Source organism: Pseudogemmobacter faecipullorum, assembly GCF_020539525.1.
Taxonomy (GTDB): domain Bacteria; phylum Pseudomonadota; class Alphaproteobacteria; order Rhodobacterales; family Rhodobacteraceae; genus Pseudogemmobacter; species Pseudogemmobacter faecipullorum.
This window is the reverse complement of the sequence record NZ_JACDXX010000001.1, coordinates 343,890-358,790: the sequence shown is the minus strand read 5'-3', so window position 1 is coordinate 358,790 and position 14,901 is coordinate 343,890. Positions and strand designations below refer to the sequence as shown.

Annotated in this window: 15 protein-coding genes; 5 read left to right on the top strand and 10 right to left on the bottom strand. The window is 62.8% G+C overall.

The annotated features are described in order from the left end of the window. The first annotated feature begins 514 nt into the window (after positions 1-514). Positions 515-2,353: a dihydroxy-acid dehydratase gene (gene ilvD / locus H0485_RS01645; RefSeq protein ID WP_226933586.1), complete on the top strand. Its 1,839-nt coding sequence runs from the start codon at positions 515-517 to the stop codon at positions 2,351-2,353. A gap of 115 nt (positions 2,354-2,468) precedes the next feature. On the opposite strand, the gene H0485_RS01640 is transcribed toward ilvD, so the two are convergent. Together H0485_RS01640 and hemF are read right to left on the bottom strand one after the other, a co-directional pair. After that, a complete protein-coding gene (locus H0485_RS01640; protein WP_226933585.1) occupies positions 2,469-2,822 on the bottom strand; it encodes a hypothetical protein in 354 nt (117 codons plus the stop codon). A gap of 3 nt (positions 2,823-2,825) precedes the next feature. After that, positions 2,826-3,695 carry an oxygen-dependent coproporphyrinogen oxidase gene (hemF, locus tag H0485_RS01635; protein ID WP_226933584.1) on the bottom strand — a complete coding sequence of 290 codons (870 nt, stop codon included), beginning with the start codon at positions 3,693-3,695 and terminating at the stop codon, positions 2,826-2,828. A gap of 99 nt (positions 3,696-3,794) precedes the next feature. On the opposite strand from hemF, the gene H0485_RS01630 reads away from it, so the two are divergent. After that, a complete protein-coding gene (locus H0485_RS01630; RefSeq protein ID WP_226933583.1) occupies positions 3,795-4,202 on the top strand; it encodes a lipoprotein in 408 nt (135 codons plus the stop codon). 110 nt (positions 4,203-4,312) lie between these two features. On the opposite strand, the gene H0485_RS01625 is transcribed toward H0485_RS01630, so the two are convergent. Together H0485_RS01625 and serB are read right to left on the bottom strand one after the other, a co-directional pair. Next, positions 4,313-5,077, bottom strand: a complete 765-nt coding sequence (locus H0485_RS01625) for a TSUP family transporter (RefSeq protein ID WP_226933581.1) — start codon at positions 5,075-5,077, stop codon at positions 4,313-4,315. 18 nt (positions 5,078-5,095) lie between these two features. Then, positions 5,096-5,971, bottom strand: a complete 876-nt coding sequence (gene serB, locus H0485_RS01620; protein ID WP_226933579.1) for a phosphoserine phosphatase SerB — start codon at positions 5,969-5,971, stop codon at positions 5,096-5,098. Positions 5,972-6,193: 222 nt separating this feature from the next. Between serB and H0485_RS01615 the strand changes: the two genes are divergently transcribed. The 3 genes from H0485_RS01615 (at position 6,194) to H0485_RS01605 (ending at position 10,974) form a co-directional block, all read left to right on the top strand. Next, complete coding sequence (locus H0485_RS01615; protein WP_226933578.1) at positions 6,194-8,239, top strand: protein meaA; 2,046 nt, start codon at positions 6,194-6,196, stop codon at positions 8,237-8,239. Positions 8,240-8,448: 209 nt separating this feature from the next. Beyond that, entirely contained in the window at positions 8,449-9,810 is a 1,362-nt protein-coding gene (gene gdhA, locus H0485_RS01610; protein WP_226933576.1) for an NADP-specific glutamate dehydrogenase, read from the top strand. Between the two features lie 183 nt (positions 9,811-9,993). Then, positions 9,994-10,974: an aldo/keto reductase gene (locus tag H0485_RS01605; RefSeq protein ID WP_226933575.1), complete on the top strand. Its 981-nt coding sequence runs from the start codon at positions 9,994-9,996 to the stop codon at positions 10,972-10,974. Here the strand turns inward: H0485_RS01605 and H0485_RS01600 are convergent. The 6 genes from H0485_RS01600 to sdhA all read right to left on the bottom strand — a co-directional run bounded on the left by H0485_RS01600 (position 10,965) and on the right by sdhA (position 14,895). Further along, the gene (locus H0485_RS01600) at positions 10,965-11,180 is read right to left on the bottom strand and encodes a hypothetical protein (RefSeq protein ID WP_226933574.1); all 216 of its coding nucleotides are present in this window, start codon (positions 11,178-11,180) and stop codon (positions 10,965-10,967) included. The two genes, H0485_RS01605 and H0485_RS01600, sit on opposite strands and share 10 nt — an antisense overlap. A 146-nt stretch (positions 11,181-11,326) precedes the next feature. Next, positions 11,327-12,106 (bottom strand): succinate dehydrogenase iron-sulfur subunit, encoded by a 780-nt coding sequence (locus H0485_RS01595; protein WP_226933573.1) that lies wholly within the window; start codon positions 12,104-12,106, stop codon positions 11,327-11,329. Between the two features lie 3 nt (positions 12,107-12,109). Beyond that, positions 12,110-12,424 (bottom strand): hypothetical protein, encoded by a 315-nt coding sequence (locus tag H0485_RS01590; RefSeq protein WP_226933572.1) that lies wholly within the window; start codon positions 12,422-12,424, stop codon positions 12,110-12,112. Position 12,425: 1 nt separating this feature from the next. After that, entirely contained in the window at positions 12,426-12,743 is a 318-nt protein-coding gene (locus tag H0485_RS01585; protein WP_226933571.1) for a hypothetical protein, read from the bottom strand. Further along, on the bottom strand, positions 12,743-13,087 hold the full coding sequence (locus H0485_RS01580; RefSeq protein ID WP_226933570.1) for a succinate dehydrogenase: 345 nt from the start codon (positions 13,085-13,087) through the stop codon (positions 12,743-12,745). The genes H0485_RS01585 and H0485_RS01580 overlap by 1 nt, the downstream gene beginning before the upstream one ends. Continuing rightward, the gene (sdhA, locus tag H0485_RS01575; RefSeq protein ID WP_226933569.1) at positions 13,087-14,895 is read right to left on the bottom strand and encodes a succinate dehydrogenase flavoprotein subunit; all 1,809 of its coding nucleotides are present in this window, start codon (positions 14,893-14,895) and stop codon (positions 13,087-13,089) included. The genes H0485_RS01580 and sdhA overlap by 1 nt, the downstream gene beginning before the upstream one ends. Between the last annotated feature and the right edge of the window lie 6 nt (positions 14,896-14,901).

Genomic DNA, 14,901 nt, shown 5'->3' with positions numbered 1-14,901 from the left:
GCAGAACAGGCAACGCAACAGGCAGAAAAAACAGGGTTAATTCTTGCTTTTGCAAAACTCGGAACCTGTGAACTCAACATGAGTTCGTCGTAAAAAGTGCGGACCGTCACTCGCAAGGGGGGCAATCATCAAATGGTCCGCGTTCTCAGTAAACGCTTATTTTCTTTAGGGTTCTATTCCCAATAACCAGGGATCCCCAGTTCCAGGGAGGGGCAGGAACCCCTTCGGGCGCTAAGTGACTGAGATCAGGTGATTGCGCTAACATTTTTTGCGCCGGTCGCGAAAGCAAAGCCTGGTCATGCCGCAGAATTGTGCGCGAATCAGGCTCGTTCCACGTATTCCGGTTGAAACCGCAGGCGCGCATCATTAGGGAATGTCTGGCTTCGGAGTATTCTCCACAGCCCTGAATTCACGGCCATGACGCAATAATATTGCGCGCAGGGCCGCTCCAGCCAGATCCAGATCCTGCGGCCGGTCACGGGGCGCGGGGATCGCCAAGCCCGAGGGTCACACCATGCCTGCCTATCGTTCCCGCACCACCACGCATGGCCGTAACATGGCAGGGGCCCGTGGCCTCTGGCGTGCAACCGGCATGAAGGACAGCGATTTCGGAAAGCCGATCATCGCGATTGTGAACTCCTTCACCCAGTTCGTGCCGGGCCATGTCCATCTGAAAGATCTCGGTCAGATGGTGGCGCGTGAGGTTGAGGCCGCAGGCGGTGTCGCCAAGGAATTCAACACCATCGCGGTCGATGACGGCATCGCTATGGGCCATGACGGTATGCTCTATTCGCTGCCCTCGCGCGAAGTGATCGCCGACAGCGTCGAATATATGGTTAATGCCCATTGCGCCGATGCCATGGTCTGTATCTCGAACTGCGATAAGATCACCCCTGGCATGCTGATGGCCGCGATGCGCCTCAATATCCCGGCGATCTTCGTCTCGGGCGGGCCGATGGAGGCCGGTAAGGCGACGCTCGGCGATGGCCGTGTGGTCAAGCTTGATCTGGTGGATGCCATGGTCGCCGCCGCGAATGAGAATATGTCGGATGCCGATGTCTCGGCGATTGAACAGGCCGCCTGCCCGACCTGTGGCTCCTGCTCGGGCATGTTCACCGCCAATTCGATGAACTGCCTTGCCGAGGCGCTTGGCCTCGCGCTGCCGGGCAATGGCTCGACGCTTGCCACCCATGCCTTCCGCAAGGGGCTGTTCCTGCAGTCGGGCAAGCGGATCGTTGATCTGGCGCGTCGCTGGTACGAGCAGGATGATGCCTCGGTCCTGCCGCGCTCGGTCGCCAACCGCGCCGCTTTCGACAATGCCATGGCGCTCGATATCGCTATGGGCGGTTCGACCAATACCGTGCTGCACCTGCTTGCCATCGCGCATGAGGGCGGCATCGATTTCGACATGGATGATATCGACGCTTTGTCGCGCAAAGTGCCCTGCCTGTGCAAAGTCGCCCCGAATATCGCCGGGGTGCATATGGAGGATGTGCACCGCGCCGGGGGTATCATGGCGCTCCTGGGCGAGCTGGACCGCGCCGGGCTGATTGATCGCAACAGCCCGACCGTGCATGCGCCGAGCATCGGCGCGGCCATCGACCAGTGGGATATTGCGAAATCCAACAATCCCGAGGCGCGTGAGCTGTTCCTCGCCGCGCCGGGTGGTGTGCCGACCCAGGTGGCCTTCAGCCAGGCCTCGCTCTGGCCGGATCTGGATACCGACCGTGAGAAGGGCGTGATCCGCTCGGCTGAACATGCTTTCTCGAAAGAGGGCGGTCTGGCGATCCTGAAGGGCAATATCGCGCTCGACGGCTGCATCGTGAAAACCGCAGGCGTCGATGAATCGATCCTGAAATTCACCGGCAAGGCTGTGGTCTTTGAAAGCCAGGATGATGCGGTTCTGGGCATTCTGAACAAACAGGTTCAGGCCGGCGATGTGGTGGTGATCCGCTATGAAGGGCCGAAAGGCGGGCCGGGGATGCAGGAAATGCTCTACCCGACCTCCTATCTGAAATCGCGCGGCCTCGGCAAAGCCTGTGCGCTGATCACCGATGGCCGCTTCTCGGGCGGCACTTCGGGCCTGTCGATCGGTCATGCCTCGCCCGAGGCAGCAGCGGGCGGCACCATCGGTCTTGTGCGGGATGGCGACCGGATCGAGATCGATATTCCGAACCGTTCGATCACCCTCGCCGTGCCAGAGGCCGAACTGGCACAGCGCCGCGCCGAGCAGGACAAGCTGGGCTGGAAACCTGCCGCCCCGCGCAAGCGCAATGTGACGACGGCGCTGAAGGCCTATGCCGCCTTCGCCTCCTCGGCAGATAAAGGCGCAGTGCGGATCCTGCCGGAATAAGCCCGGCAGGCCAGTACTGACAGCCACAAACAGACGGCCGCGCAGAGATCCTGCGCGGCCGCTTTGATTTCACGTGAAATTATCGCCTGAAGCCGGTTCAGCAGCGGTTGAGGGCTCAGCCCTCGAAGCGGGTGCCGAACATGTCGCGCAGCGCTTCAATCGCCTGATCCGCATCCTCGGTCGCCGGGCCGATCTGCACCGGAACCTCGGCTGCGCCACCGATTTTGGCGATTTTATCGGCGGCGATCACGAAGGTCAGACCCTTCTCGCCCAAAACCACCTTTTCCACCGCCTCCTCGGCGCCAAGGCTTTCATCGGCCACCTCGAACCAGATCGGCGCCCCTGCGCCCTCCTGGCGGATCAGCACATAGGGCTCGGTCTCATCCTCACCCTCGGCAAAGCCGATGAAGATCGTGCCCTCATCCTCTACCACCGAGGCGTAAAGCGCTCTGATTGTCAGCTCATCCATGGCTCAGATCCATTTCGCGACAGGGGGCAGTGACATCAGCACCGCATTGGCATCATGGCCAGTCTCGAGGCCGAATTTCGTGCCCCGGTCATAGACCAGGTTATATTCCGCATAGAGCCCGCGATGCACCAGCTGCGCCTCGCGCTCGGCTTCGCCCCAGGCCTGGCCGATATGCTTTTCGGTCACCGGCAGGAAGGCGGGCAGGAAGGCCGCGCCGACGGCTTTGGTAAAAGCGAAATCCGCCGCCCAGTCGCCGGTGTTCAGATCATCATAGAAGATGCCTCCGACGCCGCGCGCCCGGCCGCGATGCGGGATGAAGAAATACTCATCCGCCCATTCCTTGAAGCGCGGGTAATAGGCCGGATCATGGGCATCGCAGGCGCGCTGCATCCCGGCGTGGAAATGCGCGGTGTCTTCGGCATATTCCAGGCAGGGGTTGAGATCCGCCCCGCCGCCGAACCACCAGGCATTGGGGGTCCAGAACATGCGGGTGTTCATATGCACCGCCGGGCAATGCGGGTTCTGCATATGCGCGACGAGGCTGATGCCCGAGGCCCAGAAGCGCGGATCGGCCTCCATACCGGGCACGCCCCGCGCCGCCATGGCCTTTTGCGCGCGCGGTGCCAGCGTGCCATGCACCGCCGACCAGTTCACACCGACCTTCTCAAACACCCGCCCGCCGCGCATCACCGACATGATGCCGCCGCCGCCACGCCCCTCATCGCGTTCGGTGGGGGTGACCTCAAACCGTCCGGCCGGGCCCTCGCCCGGGCTGCGATCCTCAAGATCCTCAAAGGCGGCAACGATCCGGTCGCGCAGGTTGCGGAACCAGGCCGAAGCCTCAGACTTGTATTCTTCGAAATCGCTGCTCATTCTCTACCCCATCCGGCGGCCCGCTCCTGACTAGCATTGCCAGCTTCCGCCTCCAACCCTCAGGCAGTGCGACCGGCTGCCTCGCCCGGGACGAATAAGATGAAGAAACCCTTTCTGGCCCTCTCAATCCTGTCGGTTCTGGCCGCCTGTGGCACGCCCCAGGAGCAGTGCATCCGGCGCAATACTGAAGATCTGCGGACGGTTGAGCGGCTGATTGCAGAGAGCCGGGGCAATCTCAACCGGGGCTATGCGCTGGAGCGCTACACCGTCACCGTCCCCGACTGGCAGCCCTGCATCCGCTATGTCCCCGGCACCAAAGAAGATCCGACGCCGCGCCCGGTCTCGACCACCTGCCGCAGCTGGGACACCGAGACCCGCACCCGGCCGCAGAGCATTGATCTGTCGCTCGAAGCGAAGAAGCTCGATCAGCTGCTGGTCAAACAGCGCGAGCTTTCGCGCCAGGCGCAATCCGTGGTGAAGCAGTGCCAGGCTCTCTATCCCGAGTGAAAATCCGTCGGGCGGAATGAAAAAAGGCGGCCCCGGGGCCGCCTTTTACCTTGCATCTGTCCTGAAATATCCCCCCGGAGGCTTGCGCTGCCTAAACAGGGGGCCAGGGCTCAGCCCATGATATTCTGCCAGATCAGCCGCGCGGCCATCGCCGAGGAGGTGACGATCAGCAGCGGCCGGATCAGCCCGGCCCCGACACGCATTGCCAGTTTCGCGCCAATCATCGCGCCACAGGTCTGCGCCACGGCCATGCTGAGGCCGACCGCCCAGAGCACGCCACCCGCGGGGATAAAGACGCAAAGCGAGCCGAGGTTAGAGGCAAAATTCAGCAGTTTGGTATGGGCGGTGGCTTTCAGCACGCCATATCCCGCCAGCAGGATGAAGGCGGTCATGAAGAAACTGCCGGTGCCCGGGCCGAAGAAACCGTCATAGGCGGCAATCGCCGGCACCATGGTAAAGGCGAAAACCGCCGGTTTCATCCGCTGGATGCGGTCCTGATCGCTGAGGCCCCTGCGCAAGGCAAAGAAGGCCGCCACTGCGATCAGCACCCCCGGCATGACGATGCGCAGCATGGCATCGGGCATCAGATGCGCGACCATCGCCCCCGCCGCCCCGGCGCAGGCCGAGATCAGCGCCATGCCCAGCTGCTCGCGCGGGCGGACATGGCCGGCGCGGGCATAGGCCCAGGTCGCCGTGGCCGCGCCAAAGCTGCTCTGCAGCTTATTGGTGGCAAGGGTTTCGATTGGCGAGAGGCCGGCGAGCAGCAGGGCAGGCATGGCAATCAGCCCGCCGCCCCCGGCAATGGCATCGATCATTCCTGCGAAAAACGCAGCCAGCATCAGCATCAGGGCCAGTTCGGTGGCGATCTCAAACATCTTGTGACGATCCCGCGATTACAGGGCGAAAGCGTCGCGGGAATATCCCTGCAGATAGAGCAGCGCGGTCAGATCGGCATGGTTGATGCGGATCCTGGCCCCGGCCTGGACGCGGGGCTTGGCATGCAGGGCCACCCCGGTTCCGGCGGCCTGCAGCATCGGCAGATCATTCGCGCCATCGCCCACTGCAATCGCATCCTCGGGGCTGAGGCCGAGCCGGGCGGTGATGTCATTCAGCGCCTCGACCTTGGCCTCTTTGCCAAGGATCGGCAGGCCAACCGCGCCGGTCAGTTTGCCCTCTGCCGCCAGCAGGGTATTGGCGCGATTCTCGTCAAAGCCCAGCTTTGCCGCAATGGCCGAGGTGAAAGCCGTGAACCCGCCCGAGACCAGCGCGGTATAGGCGCCATCGGCTTTCATCGTGGCCAGCAGCTGCGGCCCGCCCGGCATCAGGGTGATACGGGTCTCAATCACCCGCGCGATCACCGCTTCCGGCAGGTCTTTCAGCAGGCCCACCCGCTCGCGCAGGGCAGCGTCGAAATCCAGCTCGCCATTCATCGCCCGCGCGGTGATCGAGGCGACATAGGCCCCGACACCCGCCTCATCGGCCAGCTCGTCGATACATTCCTGGCGAATCATCGTGCTGTCCATATCGGCGATCAGCAGGCGCTTTTTGCGCCCCGCGGCCGGCTGGATCGCCAGATCGAGCTGCAGTGCCTGCAGATCCTCCCAGACCTGCCAGAAATTATCGGGCTGGCTCGCAACCGCGAATTCTGCCGCCACGCCGGGACTGAGCCAGGTGACAGGGCCGCCGCCCCAGGCATTGCGCAGCGTTTCTGCCGTTTCGCGCTCAAGGTTCGGGGTCTCGGGATTGCTGAGCAGGGTGACGGTGAACATGCGGCCTCCGGATCGGGCAGTAAAATGCGTCTGGCCGACGCTTTAGGGGGAATAGCCCGGCCAGACCAGAGCCGAGCCGCAGCAGGCTGTGCCAGACTGCGCCAGAAGCCGTGCATTCGCGGCGGAAATGCCGCAACGCGGCGATTGACAGGGATATTAAATAATCCATAGAACATAACATAAGACACAATCTTGCGCACCTGACGGAAGTGACGAGACCCAATGCCCCAGCCTGTTTCTGCCAGCCCCGCCCTGAACGAGACCACGCCCCCCGGGGCAGCCGTGCCGCTGGCCGGGGCGCCGGGGGAGGCGCCGGTGAAGGATAAGCCCTGGCTGTTTCGCACCTATGCCGGGCATTCCACCGCGGCAGCCTCCAACGCGCTCTATCGCGGCAATCTGGCCAAAGGCCAGACCGGGCTCTCAGTTGCTTTCGATCTGCCGACCCAGACCGGCTATGACAGCGACCATGAGCTGTCGCGCGGTGAAGTGGGCAAGGTTGGCGTGCCGGTCTGCCATTTAGGCGATATGCGGGCTCTGTTCGATCAGATCCCGCTCGAGCAGATGAATACCTCGATGACGATCAATGCCACGGCCCCCTGGCTGCTGGCGCTTTATGTCGCGGTGGCGGAAGAGCAGGGCGCGGATCTGCACCAGCTTCAGGGCACGGTGCAGAATGACATCATCAAGGAATATCTCTCGCGCGGCACCTATATCTGCCCGCCGAAACCCTCGCTGCGGCTGATCACCGATGTCGCCGCCTGGACCGGGCAGAACCTGCCGAAATGGAACCCGATGAATGTCTGCTCCTACCATCTGCAGGAGGCAGGCGCGACGCCCGAGCAGGAGCTGGCCTTCGCGCTGGCCACTGCCGTGGCGGTGCTCGACGATCTGAAGGGCAAGGTGCCTGAGGCGGATTTCCCGAAAATGGTCGGGCGGATCTCGTTCTTCGTGAATGCCGGCATCCGCTTTGTCACCGAGCTGTGCAAGATGCGCGCCTTTGTCGATCTCTGGGAAGAGATCTGCCGCGAGCGCTATGGCATCACCGATGAGAAATATGCCCGCTTCCGCTACGGCGTGCAGGTGAACAGCCTTGGCCTGACCGAGCCGCAGCCCGAAAATAACGTCTACCGCATCCTGATTGAGATGCTGGCGGTAACGCTGTCGAAAAAGGCGCGCGCGCGCGCGGTGCAGCTGCCGGCCTGGAATGAGGCGCTTGGCCTGCCGCGTCCCTGGGATCAGCAATGGTCGCTCCGGATGCAGCAGATCCTCGCCTATGAGACGGATCTGCTGGAATATGATGACCTGTTTGACGGCAATCCGGCGATTGAGCGCAAGGTTGCGGCGCTGAAACAGGGCGCGCGCGACGAGCTGGCGCAGATCGATGCCATGGGCGGCGCGGTGGCGGCGATTGAATATATGAAATCGCGGCTGGTTGAGGCCAATTCCGAGCGTATCGCGAAGATTGAGGCGAAAGAGACGGTGGTGGTCGGGGTCAATCGCTGGCGCGAGACCGAGCCTTCGCCGCTGACCACCGGCGATGGCGCGATCATGGTGGTGGATGAGGCGGCCGAGGCCGATCAGCTGCTGCGCCTGCGCGCCTGGCGCGAGGCCCGCAATGAGGCGGCGGTTACGGCAGCTCTGGCCGAGCTGGCCGAGGCGGCGGCGAGCGGCGGCAATATCATGCCGCCCTCGATCCGGGCCGCGAAAGCCGGAGCGACCACCGGCGAATGGGGCGAGACGGTGCGCAAGGCCTTCGGCCAGTACCGCGGCCCGACCGGGGTGTCGCGCTTCCCGTCAAACCGCACCGAAGGGCTGGAGCCGATCCGCGAGGCGGTGCAGGAGCTTTCGGCCCGGCTGGGACGCCCGCTGAAATTCCTGGTGGCAAAGCCCGGCCTCGATGGCCATTCGAACGGCGCCGAGCAGATTGCCAGCCGGGCCCGCGACTGCGGCATGGAGATTACCTATGAGGGGATCCGTCTGACGCCATCGGAAATCGTCGATGCGGCGGCCAAGAAGAATGTGCATGTAGTCGGCCTCTCCATCCTCTCGGGCAGCCATCTGCCGCTGGTTGAGGAGGTGTTGCGCCAGATGAAACTGGCGGGCCTCGGTGGCATTCCGCTCGTCGTGGGCGGGATCATCCCCGAAGAGGATGCGCTGCAGCTGGAGAAATTCGGAGTGGCTGCGGTCTATACCCCGAAGGATTTCGAGCTGAACCGGATCATGATGGATCTGGTCGGCCTGGTTGACGAGGCTTTTGAAACAGCCTGAGGCCGCGCTTTGATGTCGCAGTTTGCGTTTCTTCCGGCATATTGCCGGTAGAAACTGCATATTTCGTCATTATTGAGGTTACTTTCGGCGTAATGTAGTGCCAGCGCGGTAACTTTCTGAGGAATGCGCGTCTTCGGCCCTTAAATCCGCTGCGAAACTGCACTAATCCCCAGCAATACGGTCAAAATCTGTGCGAATCGGGGGCCTGGATGGTGCAGCTTAACGAAAAATTAGAATCGATCCTGGCGGAAGTCATCCGACGCAACCAGGGCGAGCCTGAATTCCACCAGGCAGTGCGTGAAGTGCTCGAAAGCCTCGGCCGTGTTGTCGCCAAGCGCCCGGATCTGCTGGAAGACGCGCTGATCGAGCGCATCTGCGAGCCCGAGCGCCAGATCATCTTCCGCGTGCCGTGGATCGATGATGCCGGCAATGTCCGCATCAACCGTGCCTTCCGGGTTCAGTTCAACTCGGCGCTTGGCCCCTATAAAGGTGGCATCCGCTTCCACCCTTCGGTGAATGTCGGGATCATCAAATTCCTCGGCTTTGAACAGACCTTCAAAAACGCGCTGACCGGCATGCCGATCGGTGGCGGTAAAGGCGGATCTGACTTCGATCCCAAGGGCCGTTCCGACCGCGAGATCATGCGGTTCTGCCAATCCTTCATGACCGAGCTGCACCGCCATATCGGCGAATATACCGATGTTCCGGCGGGCGATATCGGCGTCGGCGGCCGCGAGATCGGCTATATGTTCGGCCAGTATAAGCGCCTCAACAACCGTTTTGAGGCGGGTGTGCTGACCGGCAAGGCGCTGTTCTACGGCGGCTCGCGCGCCCGGACCGAGGCCACCGGCTATGGCAATACCTATTTCGTCAAAGCCATGCTGGAAACCAAAGGCACCAGCTTTGATGGCAAGAAAGTTGTCATCTCGGGCTCGGGCAATGTGGCGATCTACACCCATGCGAAGGTCACCTCCTTCGGCGGTAAGGTCATCGCTATGTCCGACAGCTCGGGCTATGTGGTCGATGAAAACGGCATCGATCTTGCTCTGATCAAAGAGATCAAAGAGATCCGCCGCGCCCGCATTTCGGAATATGTCCGGATCAAAGGCGAGGGCAAAGGCGTCTATTTCGTCAAGGCCGGGGATGGCTCGATCTGGGATGTGGCCTGTGATGTGGCCATGCCCTCGGCGACCCAGAACGAGCTGACCGGCAAAGATGCCAAAGCACTGGTGAAAAACGGTGTGGTCGCGGTCGGCGAAGGCGCGAATATGCCCTCGACCCCGGATGCGATCCGCGTCTTCCAGGAGGCAGGCGTTATGTTTGCTCCGGGCAAGGCCGCCAATGCCGGTGGCGTGGCCACTTCGGCACTGGAAATGCAGCAGAACGCCTCGCGCGACAGCTGGACTTTCGAGCAGACCGAGGCGCGCCTGGCGACCATCATGAAGAATATTCATGACACCTGCTATGCGACGGCCGAAGAATATGGCGTGCCGGGCGATTATGTTTCGGGTGCGAATATTGCCGGCTTCGTCAAAGTGGCCGAGGCGATGCGCGCGCTTGGCGTGATCTGATCCTTCGGCGCAGACGCATTCAGAACAGGCGCGGGCGGGGATTTTCCCCCCCCGCGCCTTTTCATTTGCCGCCCCCCACGGGACAGAAATCCCTCAGGCGCGGCGCAGATGGCTTCACCGCCTCTTGCCTCTTCCGATTCGCTCCGTTCTGTTAGGCCGCCTCTGAGGAAAGGAAGCAGATCGATGCAGAAAAGATATCTTGGACAGCACGAGGTCGGGGCCATCGGTCTGGGGGCGATGTCGCTTGGCGGTATGTACGGGCCGACCGATGAGGCAGAAAGCTTTGCCACGCTCGATGCGGCGCGTGAGGCCGGCATCAGTCATATCGATATTGCCAATATCTATGGCATGGGCCGGTCGGAAGCGGTGGTGGGCGCCTGGCTGAAAGCCCGGCGGATTGCGCCGGGGCAGGGCGTGGTTCTTGCCACCAAAGCCGCGATCATTCCCGGCCCGCCCCGGCAGATCAACAATGAGGCGGCCTATCTGCGGGCCGAGCTGGAAGCCTCGCTGAAGCGGCTCGGCCGCGATCATATCGAGCTGTTCTATCTGCACCGGCGCGAAGCTGAGCGCCCGGTGGAAGAGGTGGCGGGCAGTATGCAGCGCCTGGTGGAAGAGGGGAAGATCGGCGGATATGGCCTTTCCGAGGTCTCACCCGCCACTTTGCGCCGCGCCCATGCGGTGCATCCGGTCATGGCGGTGCAGAATGAATATTCGCTCTGGACCCGCCTGCCCGAGCTGGGGCTGATCTCTGCCTGTGCGGAACTTGGGGTCAGCTTCGTGGCTTTTTCTCCGCTTGGCCGTGGTATCTTTGGCGATCAGCCGCTGGCGCGGCCCATGGATCCGTTTCGCAGCCAGAACCCGCGGTTCAGCGCGGTGAATCTGCCGGAAAACCTCGCCGCCGTGGCGCGGTTCCGCGCCTTTGCCCTGGCGCGCGGCTATAGCTGCCCGGCGCTGGCGCTGGCCTGGATCCTGCATCAGGCGCCGCATCTGCTGCCGATCCCGGGCACGCGCGCCGCGCTGCATCTGCGCTCCTGGGGCAAAGCGGAGCAGATCCGGCTGGGGGCGGCTGATCTGGCAGAAATTGCGCAGATCCTGCCCGCAGGCTTCGCCGCCGGGGCGCGTTACGCCGCCAGCCAGAGGACCGGGGTTGAGAGCTATTGCTGATCCTGCCGGGGGCCGCGCAGGCACTGGCGCGGCTCCTGCCCTGGCGCGAGGTCAAGCCCGGCGCCACAGGCTTCGCAGCGGAAATGTCCTTCGCCGATGTCGCGGCGCAGCCGCCAGCGGCAGGCGCGGGTCAGCGTCGAGCCGCGCCGGTAATACCACAGGCCAAAAAACAGCAGCAGAAGTCCAAGCGGGAAGATCACCAGCATTTCAAAACCGCTGCTGCGCCTCTTCTCAGGCCGGAGAGCCTCCGGCGGGGATATTTAAGGATAGCTGAAATCTGCAATGCGATTTTCATCTGTCCTTAAATATCCCGGGGGCGAGGGGGCAGCGCCCCCTCACTTTGTTTCCTGCGTCAGGCGACGCGCTCGACCATCATCTTCTTGATCTGGGCAATCGCCGCCGCCGGGTTCAGACCCTTGGGGCAGGTTTTGGTGCAGTTCATAATGGTGTGGCAGCGGTAGAGCTTGAAGGGATCCTCCAGCGCGTCGAGACGCTCGCCGGTGGCTTCATCGCGGCTGTCGATGATCCAGCGATAGGCATGCAGCAGCGCCGCCGGCCCGAGATATTTCTCGCTGTTCCACCAGTAGCTCGGGCAGGAGGTCGAGCAGCTGGCGCACATCACGCATTCATAAAGACCGTCGAGCTTCTTGCGATCCTCGATCGACTGGCGCCATTCCTTGGCCGGGGTATTGGTCTTGGTTTCCAGCCAGGGCATGATCGAGGCATGCTGGGCATAGAAATGCGTCAGATCCGGGATCAGGTCTTTCACCACCGACATATGCGGCAGCGGATAGATCGAGACATCGCCCTTGATCTCATCAAGACCATAGATACAGGCCAGATGGTTGCCACCATCGATATTCATCGCGCAGGAACCGCAGATCCCTTCGCGGCACGAGCGGCGGAAGGTCAGGGTCGGATCAATCTCATTCTTGATCTTGATCAGCGCGTCCAGCACCATCGGGCCGCATTTGTCCATGTCGAGATAATAGGTATCGACCCGCGGGTTCTCGCCGGTATCGGGATCCCAGCGGTAAATGCGGAAGGCGCGCACATTCTTCGCATCTGCCGGCCGGGGCCAGGTTTTGCCGGTGCGTACCTTGGAGTTCTTGGGAAGCGAGAACTGGACCATGGGTCAGCCTTTCCAGTCGGATCTTTGGGAGAGCGGACGCGTCGGCGCCTGCCCGGATTTCGAGACCACACAGGTCTCATAGACGGCATTGGGATCAGCGCCCCGCAGCCAGTCTGAGGAAATCGTCACATCAAGCTTTGAGGCCGGGCGGACCGTGCCATTGCGCGACACCACCCCCAGGCCGGCGGTGCCGGTCGGGCCCCGCGCCTCACGCGCGGCCTGAAGACATTGCTGCTCGGCCACGCCCACCGGCAGCGGCCCGCAGGCGCTCAGCACAGCGAGGGCGGCGAGCGGGAGGAGGGAAAGGCGGCGCCACATCTCAGCGCACCGGCGGCAGGTTATGGGCCTGGAAACAGGCCTGGGCTGCCGGGCGCAAAGCGATATTGCGCACATTCTCCCGCGTCAGCGAACCCGCCTCGACCCCGGTGTCACGGGCGAGGGCGCGGATCTCTTCGATCCGGGCCGCATCGAGGATGCAGTTCGTGGCCTGCTGGGCCGGACCTTCCGGCAGATCCCGGGCCACCACCGGGCGCACCACGCCAAAGGCGATATTGCGGGTGGTCTTATCGGCCAGAGCCTGCGGATCGCAGGCGGCGAGAACCGGCACAGCCAGCAAAACGGGGAGAAAGCGCAGCATCACAGCAGGAAACCTCCGACCTGGATCATCTGTCCGGCCGAAAGCTGGCCGGTCAGACATTGCATGGCTTCAGGGCGCTGCATGACAGTCTGCACCACCGGCCAGGCCTGGGTGACACCATTGGCGCCCTGCGAGGCCGATTGCGCCAGCTGCAGCAGCTCGCCGGTCTGCGCATTATTGATGATGCAATCGGTGAAGGGGGTGACCGTCACGCCCGGCAGATACTGCCGGGCGGCGCCATTCACCGCCGTGCGGGCGAGGCTGCGGCTGGTTTCCTGCATGACCGCTTCGCCCGCCACACAGGCAGGCAAAGCAAGACAGGCAAGAAGAAGCGCGGCGCGCATCAGAATTTACGCTCGGCAGGGGCGATCTTCTTCAGGCTGATGCCACCTTCGGCCTCAGTCGTCAGCGGATCGAGTTTCACGGCGCGGTAATCAAGGCTGACTTTGTTATAGCCTTCGATCCGGGCCAGGCTGTGTTTGCGCCAGTTCACGTCATCGCGCTGCGGGTGATCCTCATGCGCATGGGCACCGCGGCTCTCGGTGCGGGCATGGGCACCATAGATCGTGGCCAGAGCATTCGGCATCAGGTTGGTCAGTTCCAGCGTTTCCATCAGATCGCTGTTCCAGATCAGCGAACGGTCGGTGACCTTCAGATCGCCTTGCTTGCCAGCGATCTCGGTCATCGCCTTTTCGCCCTCGGCGAGGGTTTCCTCGGCGCGGAACACCGCAGCATCGCGCTGCATGGTGCGCTGCATCTCAAGGCGCAGCTCGGCGGTCGGGATCGCGCCTTTGGCATTGCGCAGATCGTCAAAGCGGCCAAGCGCCTTATCGACTTCGCCTTTATTGGTCGAAGGCACCTGCGAGGCGCGGTCGATCACCTGGCCAGCGCGGATCGCGGCGGCCCGGCCGAAGACCACGAGGTCGATCAGCGAGTTCGAACCAAGGCGGTTTGCGCCATGCACGCTGGCACAGCCAGCCTCCCCCACCGCCATCAGCCCCGGGAAGATCGCATCGGGATTTTCAGCGGTCGGGTTGAGCACCTCACCCCAGTAGTTGGTGGGAATGCCGCCCATATTGTAATGCACCGTCGGCAGAACCGGGATCGGCTCTTTGGTCAGATCGACCCCGGCAAAGATCTTGGCCGATTCCGAAATGCCCGGCAGACGCAGATCCAGCGTCTCTTTCGGCAGGTGGTTCAGGTGCAGGTGGATGTGATCGCCATGCTCGCCCACACCACGGCCCTCACGGATTTCCATGGTCATGCAACGCGATACATAGTCCCGCGGCGCGAGATCTTTGTAATGGGGCGCATAGCGCTCCATGAAACGCTCGCCGTTCGAGTTGGTCAGATAGCCACCCTCGCCGCGCGCGCCTTCGGTGATCAGGCAGCCCGATCCATAGATGCCGGTCGGGTGGAACTGAACGAATTCCATATCCTGCAGCGGCAGGCCAGCACGGGCGACCATGCCACCACCGTCGCCGGTGCAGGTATGGGCTGAGGTGGCCGAGAAATAGGCGCGGCCATAGCCGCCGGTCGCCAGCACGACCATTTTGGCGTTGAAGACGTGGATCGTGCCGTCATCAAGCTTCCAGCAGATCACGCCGGTGCAGCGGCCATCGGTGATGATCAGATCGAGGGCGAAATATTCGATGTAGAATTCTGCGTTATTCTTCAGCGACTGGCCGTAGAGCGTGTGCAGAATGGCATGGCCGGTACGGTCGGCGGCGGCGCAGGTGCGCTGCACCGGCGGGCCTTCACCGAATTCGGTGGTATGGCCACCGAACGGGCGCTGGTAGATCTTGCCCTCTTCGGTGCGCGAGAAGGGCACGCCGTAATGTTCGAGCTCATAGACCGCTGCCGGGGCCGAGCGCGCCAGATATTCCATCGCATCGGTATCACCGAGCCAGTCCGAGCCCTTCACAGTGTCATACATATGCCACTGCCAGTTATCGGGGCCCATATTGGCGAGCGAGGCGGCGATGCCACCCTGGGCGGCGACAGTATGCGAGCGGGTCGGGAAGACCTTGGTCACACAGGCGGTGCGCAGCCCCTGTTCGGCCATGCCGAGGGTCGCGCGCAGACCTGCGCCACCGGCACCCACCACGACCACGTCATAATCGTGGGTCTCATAGGTATATGCAGCAGTCATATCAGG